Origin of the sequence: Amycolatopsis sp. VS8301801F10 (assembly GCF_046195355.1) — a bacterium.
GTDB lineage: Bacteria > Actinomycetota > Actinomycetes > Mycobacteriales > Pseudonocardiaceae > Amycolatopsis.
Genome location: NZ_CP176065.1, coordinates 3,534,494 through 3,551,283, shown reverse-complemented (window position 1 = coordinate 3,551,283; position 16,790 = coordinate 3,534,494). Strand labels below are relative to the sequence as shown.

19 protein-coding genes are annotated in these 16,790 nt (G+C 67.9%); 3 read left to right on the top strand and 16 right to left on the bottom strand.

From position 1 onward, the window contains the following. Positions 1 to 115: 115 nt before the first annotated feature. Both F9C11_RS16925 and F9C11_RS16920 read right to left on the bottom strand, forming a co-directional pair. Positions 116 to 751, bottom strand: a complete 636-nt coding sequence (locus F9C11_RS16925; RefSeq protein ID WP_409185827.1) for a response regulator — start codon at positions 749 to 751, stop codon at positions 116 to 118. After that, entirely contained in the window at positions 744 to 1,862 is a 1,119-nt protein-coding gene (locus F9C11_RS16920; RefSeq protein ID WP_409185826.1) for a sensor histidine kinase, read from the bottom strand. The genes F9C11_RS16925 and F9C11_RS16920 overlap by 8 nt, the downstream gene beginning before the upstream one ends. Before the next feature lie 183 nt (positions 1,863 to 2,045). On the opposite strand from F9C11_RS16920, the gene F9C11_RS16915 reads away from it, so the two are divergent. Further along, a complete protein-coding gene (locus F9C11_RS16915; protein ID WP_409185825.1) occupies positions 2,046 to 2,627 on the top strand; it encodes a GlcG/HbpS family heme-binding protein in 582 nt (193 codons plus the stop codon). A gap of 99 nt (positions 2,628 to 2,726) precedes the next feature. Here the strand turns inward: F9C11_RS16915 and F9C11_RS16910 are convergent, their stop codons facing one another. After that, positions 2,727 to 3,335 carry a TetR/AcrR family transcriptional regulator gene (locus F9C11_RS16910; protein ID WP_409185824.1) on the bottom strand — a complete coding sequence of 203 codons (609 nt, stop codon included), beginning with the start codon at positions 3,333 to 3,335 and terminating at the stop codon, positions 2,727 to 2,729. An 81-nt stretch (positions 3,336 to 3,416) separates the two neighbouring features. On the opposite strand from F9C11_RS16910, the gene F9C11_RS16905 reads away from it, so the two are divergent. Beyond that, a complete protein-coding gene (locus tag F9C11_RS16905; protein ID WP_409186922.1) occupies positions 3,417 to 4,151 on the top strand; it encodes an oxidoreductase in 735 nt (244 codons plus the stop codon). A 135-nt stretch (positions 4,152 to 4,286) separates the two neighbouring features. Here F9C11_RS16905 and F9C11_RS16900 read toward each other — a convergent pair whose 3' ends face one another. The 5 genes from F9C11_RS16900 to F9C11_RS16880 form a co-directional block, all read right to left on the bottom strand. Next, the gene (locus F9C11_RS16900) at positions 4,287 to 4,742 is read right to left on the bottom strand and encodes an NUDIX hydrolase (RefSeq protein WP_409185823.1); all 456 of its coding nucleotides are present in this window, start codon (positions 4,740 to 4,742) and stop codon (positions 4,287 to 4,289) included. After that, entirely contained in the window at positions 4,742 to 5,239 is a 498-nt protein-coding gene (locus F9C11_RS16895; protein ID WP_409185822.1) for a nitroreductase family deazaflavin-dependent oxidoreductase, read from the bottom strand. The genes F9C11_RS16900 and F9C11_RS16895 overlap by 1 nt, the downstream gene beginning before the upstream one ends. 73 nt (positions 5,240 to 5,312) lie before the next feature. After that, a complete protein-coding gene (locus F9C11_RS16890; RefSeq protein ID WP_409185821.1) occupies positions 5,313 to 5,489 on the bottom strand; it encodes a hypothetical protein in 177 nt (58 codons plus the stop codon). Positions 5,490 to 5,558: 69 nt separating this feature from the next. Further along, positions 5,559 to 6,143 carry a TetR/AcrR family transcriptional regulator gene (locus tag F9C11_RS16885; protein WP_409185820.1) on the bottom strand — a complete coding sequence of 195 codons (585 nt, stop codon included), beginning with the start codon at positions 6,141 to 6,143 and terminating at the stop codon, positions 5,559 to 5,561. A 164-nt stretch (positions 6,144 to 6,307) separates the two neighbouring features. After that, positions 6,308 to 7,693: a cytochrome P450 gene (locus F9C11_RS16880; protein ID WP_409185819.1), complete on the bottom strand. Its 1,386-nt coding sequence runs from the start codon at positions 7,691 to 7,693 to the stop codon at positions 6,308 to 6,310. Positions 7,694 to 7,773: 80 nt separating this feature from the next. Here F9C11_RS16880 and F9C11_RS16875 point away from each other — a divergent pair, with 80 nt between their 5' ends. After that, complete coding sequence (locus F9C11_RS16875; RefSeq protein WP_409185818.1) at positions 7,774 to 8,355, top strand: TetR/AcrR family transcriptional regulator; 582 nt, start codon at positions 7,774 to 7,776, stop codon at positions 8,353 to 8,355. Between the two features lie 284 nt (positions 8,356 to 8,639). Here F9C11_RS16875 and F9C11_RS16870 read toward each other — a convergent pair whose 3' ends face one another. From F9C11_RS16870 to F9C11_RS16835, 8 genes are all read right to left on the bottom strand, one after another. After that, a complete protein-coding gene (locus F9C11_RS16870; RefSeq protein ID WP_409185817.1) occupies positions 8,640 to 9,017 on the bottom strand; it encodes a Rieske (2Fe-2S) protein in 378 nt (125 codons plus the stop codon). Then, the gene (locus F9C11_RS16865; RefSeq protein ID WP_409185816.1) at positions 9,014 to 9,298 is read right to left on the bottom strand and encodes a hypothetical protein; all 285 of its coding nucleotides are present in this window, start codon (positions 9,296 to 9,298) and stop codon (positions 9,014 to 9,016) included. Before F9C11_RS16865 ends, F9C11_RS16870 begins: the two co-directional genes overlap by 4 nt. Positions 9,299 to 9,300: 2 nt before the next feature. Beyond that, positions 9,301 to 10,566 carry an amidohydrolase family protein gene (locus F9C11_RS16860; RefSeq protein ID WP_409185815.1) on the bottom strand — a complete coding sequence of 422 codons (1,266 nt, stop codon included), beginning with the start codon at positions 10,564 to 10,566 and terminating at the stop codon, positions 9,301 to 9,303. A 22-nt stretch (positions 10,567 to 10,588) separates the two neighbouring features. Then, the gene (locus F9C11_RS16855; RefSeq protein ID WP_409185814.1) at positions 10,589 to 11,752 is read right to left on the bottom strand and encodes an ABC transporter ATP-binding protein; all 1,164 of its coding nucleotides are present in this window, start codon (positions 11,750 to 11,752) and stop codon (positions 10,589 to 10,591) included. 38 nt (positions 11,753 to 11,790) lie between these two features. Beyond that, a complete protein-coding gene (locus F9C11_RS16850; RefSeq protein ID WP_409185813.1) occupies positions 11,791 to 12,906 on the bottom strand; it encodes an ABC transporter substrate-binding protein in 1,116 nt (371 codons plus the stop codon). A gap of 16 nt (positions 12,907 to 12,922) precedes the next feature. After that, positions 12,923 to 14,683, bottom strand: a complete 1,761-nt coding sequence (locus F9C11_RS16845) for an ABC transporter permease (RefSeq protein WP_409185812.1) — start codon at positions 14,681 to 14,683, stop codon at positions 12,923 to 12,925. Positions 14,684 to 14,844: 161 nt separating this feature from the next. Then, the gene (locus tag F9C11_RS16840) at positions 14,845 to 15,894 is read right to left on the bottom strand and encodes a pyridoxal phosphate-dependent aminotransferase (RefSeq protein WP_409185811.1); all 1,050 of its coding nucleotides are present in this window, start codon (positions 15,892 to 15,894) and stop codon (positions 14,845 to 14,847) included. 88 nt (positions 15,895 to 15,982) lie between these two features. Further along, the gene (locus F9C11_RS16835) at positions 15,983 to 16,663 is read right to left on the bottom strand and encodes a FadR/GntR family transcriptional regulator (protein ID WP_409185810.1); all 681 of its coding nucleotides are present in this window, start codon (positions 16,661 to 16,663) and stop codon (positions 15,983 to 15,985) included. Positions 16,664 to 16,790 lie beyond the last annotated feature (127 nt).

Below are 16,790 nucleotides of genomic sequence, written 5' to 3'. Positions count from 1 at the left end.
GCGCAACCACGCTAGCAGTGCGAAGGGTGCGCGTCACCCCACGTCACACCCGCGCGCCCGGCCCTCCGTGAAGGCCTTCCTGGAATCCGATCCCCCGCCCGACCCGTCGAGCGCTTCAGGACAACAGCCGCTGCTCTTTGGCCACCGCGACCGCGCCGGCCCGGGTGTCCACCCCCAGCTTCTCGTAAATCCGCCCCAAATGGGTCTTCACCGTAGCCTCGCTGATAAACAACCGGCGCGCGATCTCCCGATTCCCCACCCCTTGCGCAAGCTGCCCGAGAATATCCCGCTCCCGATCGGTCAAGGCCGGCCGAGGAGCCCGCAACTGCGCCATCATCCGGTCCGCCACCGGCGCCGACAACGCAGTACGGCCCGCCGCGGCAGCCCGAATAGCCGCGTACAACTCATCCGCGGACTCAGCCTTGAGCAAATATCCGGTCGCCCCAGCCGCAATAGACCGCGTGATATCCGCGTCGGTGTCGTAAGTAGTCAATACCAGCACCCGAGGCGGCTCCGCGGCGGACCGAATCCGCCGAATCGCCTCCACCCCGTCCATTCCGTCGCCCAGCTGCAAATCCATCAACACCACATCCGGCCGCAACGCGGCGGCGAGACTGATCGCCTCCTGCCCGGTCGCGGCCTCGCCGATCACCTCGATCCCGCCGGCACCGGCCAGCAACGCACGCAGGCCGGCCCGGACCATGGCGTGGTCGTCGCAGAGCACGACCCGGATGAGCTGGTCGTCAGACATGGCTTGGTCCCAACGGAATCGCGGCCGAAATGGCGGTGCCCTGTCCGGGCGAGGATTCGACGGTCAACCGGCCGCCGAGCTGCGTCGCCCGCGCGCGCATGGCGGGCAGGCCGTGGCCCCGGCCGTCGGCGGTCGGGGCGGCCGGGTCGAAACCGCGGCCGTCGTCGGTGATGTCCAGCACGACCTCATCGTCGAGGTAGGTGAGGGTGAGCGCCACTCCCGACGCGTCGGCGTGTTCGCGCGCGTTGGCCAGCGCGCCTTGCGCGATCCGCACCAAAGTGGACTGTACCCGGCCGGGCAGCGGCCGCGCGGGCCCGTCGACCTGGACGCGCACCGGCTGCGGTTCGCGCTCCGCGACGTTTCGGAGGGCTTCCTCGACCGAATGCCCGTCGAGGTCGGCGGGGGCGAGGTCCTGCACGAGACCGCGGGCTTCGGCGAGGTTTCGCGCGCCGATCTGTTGTGCCGCACGCACATGCTCCCGGGCCAGATCCGGATCGGCCCACGCCCGGTCGGCCGCTTGGAGCAGCATCGCCTGGCTGGACAGACCTTGCGCCAGCGCGTCGTGGATCTCACGGGACAGCCGCTGGCGTTCGTCCAGCATCCCCGCGCGCCGCTCGGTTTCGCGCAGCCGCACCGCCTGCCGCCGCAGGTACGTGATCACCGCGGCGGTCACGGCGGCGACGGCCACCGGCACGATCGTCAGGTTCGGGTCGAAGCCGCTAGAGAGCCGGTTCTGCGAGATCACCACCAGCGCGGTCACCAGCGTCACGAGCACCAGCGCGGGTCCGGTGGGCAGCGTGCGGAGGCCGGTGACGAACAGCGGGACCGCGCACCACGCGAAGCTCGGTGCGAGCAGCACCAGCACCACCCACAGCACGGTCACGACGGTCAACCAGGCCAGATATGGCACGGTCACCTGCTCCGGCCCGGTGACCCGCAGCACCAGGCCGACCGCGTAGACCGCGGCGAGGCAGCCGGTCAGCGCGATCACCCAGGGTGCGGCCGGTTCGCTGTGATGGTGGTCGAGGTACCGCACGATCGACGCGACCAGCAGCAGGAAGAACGCGGTGTGCATGGTCGCGGCCAGCCACCGCGCGTCCCGATCGGTCATCGCCGCCCTCCGTTTCCCGTTCCGCTCCGGAGCCTGACCGGTGCGAACCCGGTCGGCATCAGCCGATCGGATGACCCGAGTGTCGGCCGTTCCGCGCCGCGAGGCGAGCCGGGACTCCGATCCGGTGAGGGCGGCCGGCGACGCACGATGACTGCGTCAGCCGGACAAGCCAAGGAGCGCCCGATGAAGAACTTCACCGCCAAGACCCGCATCGCCACCGTCGTCGGCGGACTCGCCGTGATCGGAGCCGCGACCACCGGGGCGCTGGCCGCCAACGCCGCCACCCCGGCCGCTTCGGCCGCACCCGCCGCACCCGCCGCCGCTCCCGCCGCCGCGCCCGCGCAGGCCGCGCCGAAGGGCTTGGTCCAGACCACTCATCTGTCGATCGCCGCCGCGCAGAAGGCCGCGCAGGCCGCGCTCAACGCCGCCGAGAAGGCGGGGCAGAAGGTGTCGGTCGCGGTGGTCGACCGCGACGGCAACACCATCGTGACCCTGCGCGGCGACGGCGCGGGCCCGCAGTCGTACTCGTCGGCCGAGGAGAAGGCGTTCACCGCGGTTTCGTGGAACGCCAAGACCTCGGAGCTGACCGGCCGGCTGCAGCAGACCCCGACCCTGAAGGACATCAAGGGCACCCTCTTCCTCGCCGGAGCGGTTCCGGTGGACGCGAACAACGTCCCGATCGCGGCGGTCGGCGTGGCCGGTGCGCCGTCGGGTGCGCAGGACGAGACCTTCGCGCAGGCCGGGGTGGACGCGCTCGGCAAGTAGGCCCCGCACAGGTGAGCCCGGCACTGGTTCGGTGGGTCTCGTCGTTCCCGGCGAGGCCCGCCGGCGACCGGCTCTGTCACTGGCCGATGCGCAGTCAGGTCAGCCGGATTCTCCCGGTCCAGTTCGGACCCGGCCGCTCGCGCGCGCCCGGTACCGCAATCCGTCCAAGAGGATTTCGGTGATCCGGACCGCTTCTTCCTCCCACCCCTCCGCGAGCCGCATCCCGCAGATCCCGCCGAGCGCGCGCAGCACCGTGCGCCCGCCCACATCGGCACGGAGCGTCCCGTCCGCCGCCCCGGCTTCGAGCAGCTGGCCCAGAGCATCGGCCAGCTGAGCACGGGCGTCCTCGAAGACCGGCGAATCCGTCGCCATGATGCTCTCCAGCGCGACCGCCATTCCCTTCCCGACGGCCGCGTGTTCCACCAGCCGCAGCAGGAAATATCTCAACGCCTCGGCTGGCGCGTGCTGCCGGAGCAGTTGAGATGGCACAGCACACAACTGGTCGACTTCCTGCCGGTAGACCTCCTCGACGAGGGCTTCGCGCGTCTCGAAGTGCCGGTAAAGCGTCCCGACCGCCACCCCGGCCCGCTTGGCGATTTCGTCCACATGCGCGTCGGCCTCTCCGGCGAGAAACGCTTCGCGCGCGGCGGCGAGGAGCGCGTCGCGGTTGCGTCGTGCGTCGGCGCGCAGCGGTCGTGAGGAAGGCACCGCACCTCCATAAGGTGAGTCAGGTTCAGTTTAGGGTAGAGTTTCCGGAGTCCGGACGAGGGTCTCGCCGGCCTCCGAGTACTGGTCACCGGCGGCAGCCGCGGTCTCGGCGCGGCGACGGTCCGCCGCTTCGCCGCCGCGGGCGCGACTGTGCTGACAGCCTCGCGCAGCGCTCCGCCGGACGATCTGCCAGCGACATTCTTCCCCGCGGACCTCTCGTCCGAAGCCGGCGCGGCCGACCTCGGCCGCCGGATAACCGAGAGCGTCGGCGGGGTCGACGTGCTGGTCAACAACGCAGGAGCAGCGACCGGCCCGGCACCGACGTTGGAGCGGACCGACGCGTCCTGGCTCGCCGATCTGGAGATGAACCTGCTGGCCGCGGTCCGGCTCGATCGGGCGCTAGTGCCGGGAATGACCGAGCGCGGGTCGGGCGTGGTGGTGCACGTGTCGTCGATCGCGAGCCACCTGCCGCAACGTGGCGGAGCTTCCTACGCGGCGGCGAAAGCGGCGCTCAACGCGTACAGCCGCTCACTGGCGACGGAGGTCAGCACACAGGGTGTCCGGGTCGTGTGCGTGGTGCCGGGGTTTGTCGCCACGGAGGGCGCGGTCGCACATCTTCAGCAGCTCGCGGCGCGGGAAGGCGTTGGCGTGGACGAAATTCAGCAGCGGATCGTGGACCGGCTGGACGTTCCGATGGGACGGCCGGGCGATCCGTCCGACGCGGCGGAGATGATCGTGTTTCTCGCCTCCAGCCGGGCGAAATGGCTGACGGGCGCGGAATTCCGGGTCGACGGCGGGATCCTCCCGACGGTCTGAAATCCGCGCCAAGCGGCCGCCGCCGGGTCCACCGACTCCGGCACTCGCCCCCGACGCCGCATTCAACAAAACGCCCCACCCACACCCGGCCGAGCGCATTACCCCAGCATTCCTCGTCGCGGACAACCGCCCCGTCTACCCGCCGAACCGCTTCGCGTAGTCCTCCACGATGGGCCGTTCCGGGGAGATGAGGTCGTCCGGGAGCCGGTCCAGTGCGAAGAACTCGTAGCCGGTGATTTCCGTGCCGTCCACGGTGACCTCGGTGTTTTCGACGGTCGCGGTGAACGCGGCGGTGACGTTGTGGACCTCGTCGCCGTGCGGGTACCGGTAGAAGTACTCCGGTCCGGAGTAGACGCCGAACAGTTCGAGGTCCCGCACCGTCAGGCCGATTTCCTCCCGCACCTCGCGGCGGCCCGCGTCCTCGAAGGACTCGCCGGGGTCGAGGAATCCGCCGGGCAGTCCCCAGTCCTGGCTTTCCCCGCGGAACACCAGCAGCAGCCTGCCGCGCTCGTCGGCGATCAGCACCGACGTTCCGGGCAGGATCAGCGGGCGGGCGCCGACGAGTTCGCGCAGTTCGGCGATGTAGTTCATCAGTGGTCGGTACCTTCTTGATCGGATGTGGTCGCGCCGCGCGGGCGGAAGGCGACGATCGGCAGCTGCTGGACCATCCGGAGCCGCGCCGCGTCGGAGCCGTCGTAGCGCCAGCCCAGCAGTTTGCTCAGCACCGGATGCAGAATCGGCCGCAGCAGCCGGTTGCGCCGTTCGTAGTCGGCGATCGCGTCGGCTGCTTCGGATTCGTCGAGGACGCGGTGCGCGGGGACGAATTTCCGCCGGCCGATCGCGACCTCCGCCGCCGGGGCTGCCTGGAGGTTGCGGTACCAGTCGGACGACGGGCCCAATCCGGCGATGGCCAGCACTTCGCCGGTTCGCGGACGGACTCCAATCACCTCCAGCACCGTGCGGTACCGGCGGCCGGATTTGCGGCCGACGTGGGTCAGGCACAGGAAACGCTTGCCCAGCAACCATCCCAGTTCACGGTCGTACAGCTTCGCCGGCGCCTTGAAGACCGTGCGCGCGATCGGGTTCACGGGCGGACTCCTTCCCTGGCCGAATGATGCGGGTTCGTCATGAGCGCGGTGGATTTCCCGGTCGAACTCCCGGCTACGAATCGGTCAATTCCCGGCGACCGACGGGACGCCACAGCCGTTCGCATCCCAACAGTCCTTCGGAAATCGACGACGCGCGGTTCAGCTGATCGGCCAGTACGGACATGCCCAGCGACGCTCCCTGTCCGGCCAGCAGCGACAGTGCACGCCGCGTCTCCGACCAGCGTGGCACGGCCTGTGCTCCACGTTGATATCTCAACCTGGGCGGTCTGGTCGCAGTCCAGCAGAGACCTCCGGATTCTCAGCGCACTTCGCCTCCCTGGGATCGCGTGACCAGCCCCCGCAGGACAGCGTTGACCGCCGCCGGGTCTCCCCCGGGAGCGAGACCGCGGTGCAGGAGCAAGCCGTCGATGGTCGCCACCAGCACCTCCGTGGTCGCGTCCGGTTCGGGAACTCCGCGTTCGGCGAGCCAGCGGCTGAGCTGCGCGCGGAACGCCAGGAGCAGTCCCCCGATCTGGTCCCGAAGCTCGTCGTCGCGCCGCGCCGCCAGATACGCCTCGACGAACAGCACCGACAACGGGTCCACCCCGGTGTACGGCTCGACCGACCTGAACAGCGCAGTCACCAGGTCAGCCGGGTTCTGCGTCGCGGCCAGCGAGGGGCCGACGCTCTCCAGCACCTCGCGCATCGCGTCGAGAACCGCCTCGCGCAGCAACGCCTGCAGCGACGGGAAGTGGTAGTGCACCACGCTCGGCGTCACCCCGGCCCGGTCCGCCAGCACCCGGGTGCTCACCGCCGTCCAGCCGCGTTCCGGCACCAGCTCGGTGGCCGCTGCCAGCAGCCGCTGCCGCACGTCGCGTCCGCGTGCCGCCGCCGGTGAACTCATCCGCTTTCTCCTGGTCGATCGCCCTGGGCAGCCGTACAGGGCGATCGTCCTGTACGACTGCCCTGATCGTAGCGCGGCGGCTCTGCCCGGGAAAGGTGCACTACTCGGCAGACTGAAACAGAAACAGCGTCCCGATGCCCGAAACGCTGTCCGGGGAACCAGCGTCAGCTGGCCAGCACCGCCGCCCGCTGCCGGATTCGCGGCCGGACGGTGAACCCGCTCGGCTTCAGCGTCAGAGATTCGACGATCTTCAGCTCGTACGCCGGATCTGCTTCGAAGTCGTAGCGCTGCAGCATGATCCCCAACGCCAGCACCGCTTCGTGCAGCGCGAACTGGCGGCCAATGCACGCGCGTTCCCCGGTGCCGAACGGTTTGTACGCTTGCGCCGGACGCTTCCGCACCGCAGCCGGCTCGAAGCGGTCCGGGTCGAATTTCTCCGGATCCGGCCCCCATACCGTCGGGTCGCGGTGGAGCATCGGCAGCGGGACGATGACCGAATCGCCCTTGCGCATCGGGTATTTCCCGCCCAGCACCACGTCTTCGCGCGCTTCCCGGGAGTAGCCGGGCGCGGTCGGCCACAGCCGCATCGCCTCGTCGAGCACCCGGCGGACGTACCGCAGCTTCGCGACGTCCCCGAAGGCCGGTTCGCGATCGCCCCACACCGCGTCGACTTCGGTGCGGGCCTTCTCCATCAGCTCGGGGTGGCGCGTCAAGTAGTACAACGCGAACGACAGCGCGCCGGACGTCGTCTCGTGGCCCGCGACGACGAACGTGATCGCCTGGTTGCGAATGTTCACCGGATCGAGCTGCTCGCCCGTCGCGGGGTGGCCCTCGGTAAGCATCAGGCCGAGCAGATCGCGGGCTTCGCCGCCCTCGCGTCGGCGCGTCTCGATGACCTCGTCGACCAGATCCGTCATGGTCGCGATGTCAGCCTGGTTCTGCGCCGCCGACCCGGCCAGCACGCGCCGTACGAACGGGATCTTCACGTTCTCCAGCTGCGCGAACCGCAGCGCCCGGATCATCGCGGTGACGAACGGATGCGGTTCAGCGCGTTCGAACGACCCGAACCGGTAGCCGAAACCGGCGAGGCCGATCGTCTCGAGGGTCAGCCGCGTCATGTCGGCGGCGACGTCGACCGGCCCGGTCGCGCGGTCCCACGCCGCGGTCAGCTCGCCGACGACCTCGAGCATCGTCGAGTGGTAGCGGCGCATCGATTCCGCGGAGAACGCGGGCTGCAGGATGTCGTGGGCCAGCCGCCAGTTCGGCTCGCGGGTGTGCGCGGTGAACAGCCCGTCGCCCGCGACCGCGCGCAACCGCTCGACACCGAGCCCGACGTGCTTGCCGAACTTCGTCTCGTCGTTCAGCTCGGTGACCAGGCCGACCCCGGTGACGAACACGATCTCGAGACCGAAGAACTTGCGGGTGAAAATCGGCCCGAGCTTCTCGCCGGCGCGCATGGTCCCCTGCAGCGGTGTGCGAAAACTGGCCCCGAGCAGGTCGCCGACGACGGGCAGCCGCCCCGGACGGTGCGGAATCGCGGTGGTGTCCAACGTGTCGCTCCCCTACTGAACCCACATCCAATAGGGTCACGATCCCCCGCTGCTGAACCGGTGTCAAGTAAGCTGGGAGGATGCGGACGCGCCTGAGCACGGAGCAGCGGCGCGAACAGCTGCTGACCATCGGAGCAGGCCTGTTCGCGGGCCGCCCGTACGACGAGGTGTGGATCGAAGAGGTAGCCGAAATCGCCGGCGTCTCGCGCGGTTTGCTGTACCACTACTTCCCCACGAAGAAGGATTTCTTCGCCGCGATCGTCCGCGAGCAGCGCGACCAGCTGCTGAAGATGAGCGAACCCGACCCCGCGCTGCCAGTGGCCGAGCAGCTGCGCGCCGGACTGGAGGTATACCTCGAGTTCGCCCGCACCCACCCCGACGGCTACCGCATCGTGCACCGAAGCGCAGGCGACGCCGACCGCGAGATCCGGGAAATCTGCGAAGCAGGAATGGCAGCCAACGCCGAGCGAATCCTGTCCGCGGTGAGCCTGCTGCGCCCAGTCACGCCAACGACCCGCCTGGCAGTCCGAGGATGGCTTTCGTTTGTGGCGACACTGATTCTCGACTGGCTGGACGAGCCCAAGATCAGCACGGAAGAACTGCGAGATCTTTGCGCGAGAACCCTTTTCGCCGCAGTAGAAATAGACCCGAACACACTCTGACCCAGAAGCAAAGCGTCCGCCAGGACGCCTCTCCCCCACCCCCCAACCGCACCCAAACAAACGCGGCACCCACCCCCAACCGCACCGGTGCACCCAAAAGCGAGGCACCCACCCCTCCCCCACCCCCGATACACAGCCAAAAACACGGCGCTGGGGTGCTTGTCAAGGCATCTTTCCCGCCTTGACAAGCACCCCAGCGCCGTAGTCACACTAAAAAATCGGGGGGCCCACGCAACCACCCGGGCGCAATGTCGCCGCCAGGCGACGAGCCGCCGCCCCACACTTCACACAGTCACCACAACCTCATCCCCCACCACCCGAACCGGAACCCCCCGCAACCCCACCCGCCCATCCGCCGGATGCCGCCCAGTCAACACATCGAACTCAAACCCATGCCAAGGGCAAACAATATTCCGATCAGCCGGATGAAACGCAGGCCCAGCGCTCTTCCGATCCTCCCGAACCGGCTGAACAGTCCGAGGCATGATCTTCCCCTGGCACACCGGCCCGCCCTGATGCGGACACACATTATGCCAAGCCCGCACCTCCCCGGCATGAAAGTAAACCCCCACCTCCAGCCCGTCGACCTCCACCACGATCCGCCCCCGCGCCTGGAGATCCGCGAACCCGGCGACAACGACCTCTCGCCGCACCGCACTCATTCGGCCCTCCGATACCAGATCGCCATATCGAAAAGATTGACATCCGCGGCGTCCAGCAACGCGGTAACCAGAACCACAGTCTCCGTAGCAGTCAACGCGTCCTCGCGAATCGGCCAGGAAATCTTCCCCACCCGATCAGTCTTGGCGGAGAACAACCGAGCCGCCGCGTACAACACATCAGCGATCTCCTCATCGGCCACCGCGGCGGCTTGGTCCCCGGAAGCGATCTCAGATGTCAACGGCCCGAGCCGAGATACCAACGACGTCAGTTCAGATGTCATGATCACGAAACCCCCGGACGCTCACGGAGCACGCTCTGCGCGGCGGGCTTCCGGCGGTCAGTAGGAAGATTGAAAACCCGGGCGGCGTTAAGCCCAAGGATGTTCCGCTTGGCCTGCTCAGACAAAAACGGCAGCCGCGTGATGGTCGACGGCGCGTCCCAGTCCCAATGCGGCCAGTCCGACGAATACAACAACTGCGTCTCCGCGTTGAACGCCTTCATCCCGGCCTCCAGCAACTCCATGCTGGTACGCTCCATCGGCTGGCTCGTATACCACATGTCCTTCATGTACTCGCTGGGCAACCGAGTCAGCCCCGGTGCCTCGCTGGGACGCATCAGCACCTCGTGGTCGAGCCGCTGCATCAGGAACGGGATCCACGCGAGCCCGCTCTCCACCCACACCATCTTCAGCCGTGGGAACCGCTCCGGCATCGCGTTGATGATCCAGTTCGTCACATGAATCTGGTTGTAATGCGTAAAGGACAACGCGTGCATCGACAAGAACCGGTTCAGCTGAGCGAACGACGGATCCCCCCAGTGATACCCGGAGTGGAACGCGAGCGGCTTACCGCTGTCCTCGATCAGCTTGTACAACCGGGTGTAGACATCCGAATGCACTGGATTGTTGCGCGTCGAACACACCGTGTACCCGATAATCCCGGCGTTGTCGGCGTACTTCTCGACGAGCTCCTCGCAAACCTCCGGCGTGTTGTACGGCAGATACAACATGCCCTTGAGCCGATCGTCCTGCGGCAGAACGACTTCAGTCAGCCAGCGGTTGAACGCCCGGCCGAGCACGACCTCGATCTCGTCCTGCGGATGCATGCCCAGCAACAGCATCGCGCTCGGGAACACGACCTGGTAGTCCAGCCCCATCGCGTCCATGCCGCGGCGAGCAGCGGCGACGAAGGGATGCCCGTCCACCCCGTCGAGCGGCTCTTTGCGGCCCTGGTGCCCGATCCGTCCGCCAACGCTCTGGTGTGACATACCAGGCTGGATGTTCAGCAATGCGTTGTTGCCGGCGAACTTCCCGAACTGGTCCATGCCGATCTGGCGCCACACGTCGTTGTCGATGAGTTCCAGCACCTCGCCCCAGAAATGGTCTTCCGAGACGTGCGCGTCGATGTCGACGATGAAATAGTCGTCGTACTCCCGTTCGGCCTGTTTGGTCGCGTGGGCGAGCACGTCGCGGGTGTCGGTGCGCCCGCCGATCTCGGCGAGTTCACGGATCCGCGGCCCGTCGGAACGAGGAGTGGGCAAAGCGGGCACGGATTCTTCCCTTCGTCCGGCGTCAGCGGGGCGCGACGGCGGCATCGGTCATCGTGGTCAGGTAATCGTCGTCGGAGGGAGCCGCGTTCTCGTGCGGGATGACGACGGCGCGGTCGGGGCTGACCGCGAAAGTGTGTTCCTCGCCCGCGGTCGGGACGGATTCCGCGGACAGTTCGGCCGTTTCGGTGCGCACGCGCATCGGGAGGCCGTCCGCGCGGACGAGGAGGTTGACGGCGCTGCCGAGATAAGTGGTGCGCTCGACAGTCCCGCGAAACGCGCCGGGAACCCCCGAACCCTCCGAGGACAGCCGGGCGTGCGCCGCGCGGAACGCGATGTCGGCCCGGTCCCCGAGCGAAACTTCGCCGGTCGTGATCCCGGAAAAGACCAGCGAGGTGTCGTCGACCCGCACCTCGGCGGTTTTGCCGCGCACCCCGGTGACGGTTCCGGGAAGAATGTTCTGAAATCCCATGAAATCCGCGACATACGCCGAATTCGGGCGGTCGTACAGGTCGCTCGGCGTGCCGGACTGGACGATGACGCCCTCGCTCATCACGATGATCCGGTCGGACAGCGTGATCGCTTCCTCCTGGTCGTGCGTCACGTAGACCGACGTCGTCTCGAACCGGTTGTGCAGCGAGCGCACCTGCTGGCCCATCTGATACCGCAGTTTGCTGTCCAAATTGGACAACGGTTCGTCGTAGAAAATGATCCCCGGCCGGGCGGCCAGCGCACGGGCGAGTGCCACGCGCTGCTGCTGACCGCCCGACAAAGCGGTGACCGAACGTTTCCCGAGATCGGAAAGACCGACCGCGTCCAGCATTTCCCGCACCCGCTGCGCGCGCTCCCGGCCGGGCATCCGGGCCACCTTCAGCGGATACGCGACGTTGTCGGTGACGCTCAGGTGCGGCCAGAGCGCATAGCTCTGGAACACCATGCCGACCTTGCGTTTGTCCGCGGGCACGAACGTGCGCCGCGCGGTGTCGACCACGACCCGGTCGCCCATGACGATCCGGCCGGACGTCGGCCGCTCCAGCCCGGCCAGGCAGCGCAACGTCGTGGTCTTGCCGCAGCCCGAGGGGCCGAGCAGCGTCACGAACTGCCCCGACTCGATCGTCAGGTCCAGTTCGTGCAGCGCCGCCTTCGCGCCGTACTTCTTGGTCAGTCCGGATACCTGGACCTCGGTCATCGTGACCTGCGCTTTCTCTTCGGCCGGGAGGCGAGGTGCTACTTCTTGAACGCCTGGGTGATGAAGTCGAAGTAGGGCTTGTTGAACGCGGGGTCCGGGTTCGAGAACGGCAGCCGCGGCAGCTTGTCCAGCGACGGCAGTCCGGGCGGGCCGGGCGCGGTCGGAGTGCGGCCGTAGGAATTGTCCTTCTCCGCCAGGGCTTTCTGGCCTTCCGGCGAGTACAGCCAGTTGACGTACAGCTGGGCCGCCTGGGAGTGCGGCGCGTCCTTGATCACGCACAGCGCCGAGCGCGCCATGTAGTTTCCGCCGTCCTCGAGCGGGAACACCATCTCGATCGGCGCGCCCTTCTGCTTCTGCGCCTCGAAGTAGCCCTGATATACCGCGATGCCGACCGGGAACCGGCCGCTGGCGACATCTGTGGGCACCATCGGCTCGGATTGAGATATCTGCAGATCCTGCGCGGCGAGCTTCTCGAGGTAGGAGCGGCCCCACTTCTTCTCGTTCTCGGGCAGCATCAGCGATTCGAGGATGTACCGGATGCCGCCGGGCACGGTCATGTCGCCGACCGCGATCTTGCCCTTCCACTTCGGGTCGAGCAGGTCGTGCCAGTTCTTCGGCGCGTCCTGCTTCTGCACCTGGTCGGTGTTGTAGACGAACCCGAAGTAGCGCAAGGCGAAGTAGGTGAGCCTGCCGTCGTTGTCGGTCGGGATCTTGAACCCCGGATCGGCCGTGCGCACGTCCGCCGGAGTGCAGATGTTCGGTTTCGCGGCCGCCTGCGGGGATTCGCCGCCGACGTAGATGTCCGCGATCCGGTTGCCGCTCTGCGCCTCGGTGTCCAGCTTGGTGAGGATCTGCGCGTCCGCCTGGTCCTGCGGGAGCAGCTTGATCCCGGGGAAGCGTTTGGTGAACACGTCGTTCATCGCCTGGTTCGCGGTCACGCCGGGTCCGTACAGCACGAGCTGGGTGTGGTTGGCCGCGAACGCCTTGTCGTACAGCTCGTTCATATATTTGTTGGCCTCGGCTGACGCACCAGGGACCTCGACTGGAGTACTCGACTTGGTCGCGCCCGCCGACGCGCAGGCGGTCAGCGAGGCGAGCAGGCCGGCGGTGAGCGCCAACGCCGGCGCGCGCAGTTTCGTACGGGAGAACTTCATTGTTCTTCCTCTCGGATCAGGGGGTGAGGCGGGAGAGCGGACCTGCGGAACGGTCGCGGCCGAGGAACCGGCCGCCGAGCTTGACGGACACCGCGGCGAGCGCGAGGACGGCGAACGCGGCGAGGAGGATGATCATGAACAGTGCCGCGCCCCGTGACATCTCACCGGTGAGGAACTGCTGGAAGGCGGTCAGCGACACCGGTTCCAGGCCGGGCGGCGCGAGCAGCATCGGCACGGCGAGGTTGCCCGAGATGAACAGCGCGGAAAGGAACCAGCCGGCCAGGAAGCTCGGGATCACCAGGCGCAGCACGATGGTCACCAGCACCCGTCCCGCGCTCGCGCCGGACATCCGGCCGGCTTCCTCGAGTTCGGGGGACAGCTGGGCGAGCGCGCCCTCGGCGATCCGGCTCGACACCGGGATCGTGGCGACGACCAGCACGAGCGTCATCAGGAACGCCGAACCGTAGAGCCCGCGGAAGGCCGGGAGGTAGAGCACGGCGAACATGTAGGCCAGGCCGAGCACGACCCCGGGCAGCGCCCACGGGATCCAGACCGCGAACGAGGTGTAGCTGCGCAGGAATCCCCGGCGCCGCGCGGTGACGTAGGTCGTGAGCAGCGCGATCGAGATCGACCCGAAGCCGCCGATGACCGCGAGCCACGCGGTGAGCGCCAGGCTCGAGCTGAACTGCGGGTCGGTGAGCATCGTGACGTAGTTGTCGAGGGTCAGCCCGGTGCTCATCACCCCGAAGATCGGCTGGAGGCTGCCGAGCACCATCGCGAACAGCGGCAGCAGGAAGTTCAGCAGCACCACCACGACGATCAGCGCGGACAGCACCCACCGGATCGGGCCCAGCTCCTGCGGATCGCGCCGGGACGTCTTGCCGGTGAGCGTGGTGAAGCTGCGGCCGCGCAGCATCCAGCGCTGCGCGAGGAACAGCAGCAGCACCAGCAGGATCAGCACGAGGGACAGCGCGAACGCCTTGGTGTATTCGGCTGGCGCCTCATCCCGCACGTAGTGATATATCTGCGTCGAGAACACGTAAATCCCCGCCTGCCTGCCGATCAGCTGCGGTCCGTCGAACGACTGGAACACCAGCACCGCGATCAGCAGCGCCGCGCCGGTGATCGCCGGGCCGACCGACGGGATGGTGATGGTGAAGAACGTCCGCACCGTTCCCGCGCCGCTGATCGCCGCGGCCTCGTCGAGCGACTGGTCGCGGTTCTTGAACGCGCCGAGCAGCAGCAGGTACGCGAACGGCATATAACCGAGCGAAGTCAGCAGGATCAGCCCGCCCCAGCCCTGGATGTTGATCAGCGGCCCGTGCGTGCCGAGCGCGCGGCCGAGCTGGTTGAGCAGCCCGTTCTGCGCGTTGCCGAGCATGATCCAGCCGAGCGTGTGAAACAGCGGCGGGACGAAGAGGTTGATCACCATGATCGGGGTGAGCAGGGTGCGGCCGGGCACGTTCGTGTTGGCCGCGATCCAGGCGAACAGGCCGCCGCCGGCCACCGAGATCGTGCCGCACACGACGACCAGCACGATCGAGTTCCACAGCGTGTGCCACGTTTCCGGGGACTCGAACGCGGCGAGCAGGCCGCTCGTCGTGAACGGCATGTTGTCCGAGGGCAGCCCGTCGCGGAAGGCGCCGAGCACGATCATCGCGACCGGATAAACGAAGATCAGCGTGAGCCCGGCGAGCAGGGTCGCTTTGAGCACGCCGCCGGTCACCGAGCGGCGCGTCGAGGCCCGCCGGTCGTGCTCGAATAGGCGCTCCGTCACTGCAGTCGTTCCTTCCTGCGAGCGGCCGGTTGCCCGCCGCGGGGACGAACCGCTCCGTCCGTCCTGCCGGTTAGCGTAAGAACTCGGGTGCGGCGGCTCATCGAGCGGCTCTCCGAAGTCCTTCCGGTTTCCTCCGACACGGTGTCGGAGGAAACCATTGGTCACCTGAGAGCGGAAAGCACCGCGTCGTTTTCTTCGGGCAGCCCGATCGTCACGCGCGCGCCGCCCGCCTTCGGGAACGGCCGGGCGAGCACGCCGCGAGCCTCCAAACGGGACAGCAGCTCGGCGGCATCTCCGGGCAGGAAAAGGAAATTCGCTTGGCTGGGCAGATACGCGACGCCGGCCGCGGTCAGCTCGGCCTCGACGCGGGCGCGCTCGGAGACGATGACCGCGGTTCTTTCCTTGGCCACAGCCAAACCTTCCGCGCTCAACGCCGCGATGACCGCCGCCTCGGCCACGCTGTTGAGCGCGAATCCGACGGACGTGCGACGCAGCGCTTCCGCGATCCGTGGCGCCGCAGCGGCATAGCCCACGCGGATGCCCGCCAAACCGTGTGCTTTGGACAATGTCCGCAGCAGCACGAGATTCTCGAACTCGTCGAGCAATCCGACAGTCGCGTCCACCGGTTCGGCAGACACGAACTCGCGGTACGCCTCGTCGACAACAACCAGCACGCGCGCCGGGACGCTTTTCAGGAATTCGCGGATATCCTCGACACCGCGCAGCCCGCCCGTCGGGTTGTTGGGATTGCAGAGGTAGACAATGCGGGTTTCCGGGCCGACGGCGGCGAGCATCGCGTCGAGATCCATCGCGCCGTTCGCGTCGAGACCGACCTCTGTGGACTCCGCGCCGGCGAGCGAAAGCGCGGCCGCATACGCCTCGAACGACGGTGCCGGACGCACACCGTGCACGCCGGGTTCGCACACCAGCCGGGCGAGCGCGTGCAGCAGAGTGCCGGAGCCGTTGTCGATCGCGATGCGCCCGGCGTCCAGGCCCATCGCCTCGGCGACGGCGGCACGGGCCGCGGCCCGGTGGTAATCGGGGTAGCGATGGGCGTTCCGGGCCGCGTCGGTCATCGCGGCGACGATGACGTCGGCGGGAGCCCACGGCATTTCGTTCTGGGACAAGCGGATCGGCGGCTGCGCACCGCGGGACGAGCGATCCGGGGCGGCGAGCACGCGGTCGACCACACTGCGGAGCTCCAGCAGCATGCATCCTCCTCAAGCCGAGCGATTAACTGTAATGAATATACATAATTCTGAGCGCGTGTACATCCATCAAGTTCGCCCGCTTGAGATATCAGGAAGGCCGGGCTGCCACAGCAGGTCGGCGGTGCCGCGCGATCGCCGACTCCGCCAGGTCGTGGTCGCGCTTCATGACCGCCTCGGCGAAATCGAGGTGCGTCCGCAACCGCTCCTGAGTGGTCGGCGCGGTGACGCCTTCGAGCCGTGCGGCGATGATGTAGTCCACGAGATTCGTGTACAGGCTGCGCAAAAGCTCATTCGGCGACACCTGCGCGATCCGCGCGTGCAGCGCCCAGATCGCGGTGGGGGCCTCGGCGGAATCCCAGGCCGCCTTCAGCGTCTCGGCACACGCTGAGATATCAGCGATGTCCTCGTCGCTCGCGTTCTCGACCGCGTCGTGCAGCACCGAACCGTCGAGCGCGTCCAGGACGCGCAGACAGTTCTCCACGGTCGCCTTCCCCTCCCGCAGCTGGAGCAGCTGATCGCTCAGGTGCGTGAACGGCGAGCGCGTCGCGACGAAGATCCCGCCGCCCGGGCCGGGCTTCGCGTCGACGATGCCGCGGGCGCGCAGCAGCTGGATCGCCTCGCTCAGCGTCGCCGGAGCGACTCCGAAGCGCGCCATCAGTTCTTGGCGGCGGCCGACGAAGTGCCCGGCGCTCCAGCCCTCCGAGACGATCTCGTCCTCGAGCGCGCGAGCGACCTGGACGGCTGCGGCGGTGTTCGTGATCTGCGGCAAGGGTCCTCCGAAGTACTCGGTCCGGTGACGTCGCCGACGCGGGTCACGCGTAGTGACAGATTAGAGGCGCACCGGAACCCCGAACACCCGGCATCGTCTATATTGATTGTAGACATTAGACGCTGGC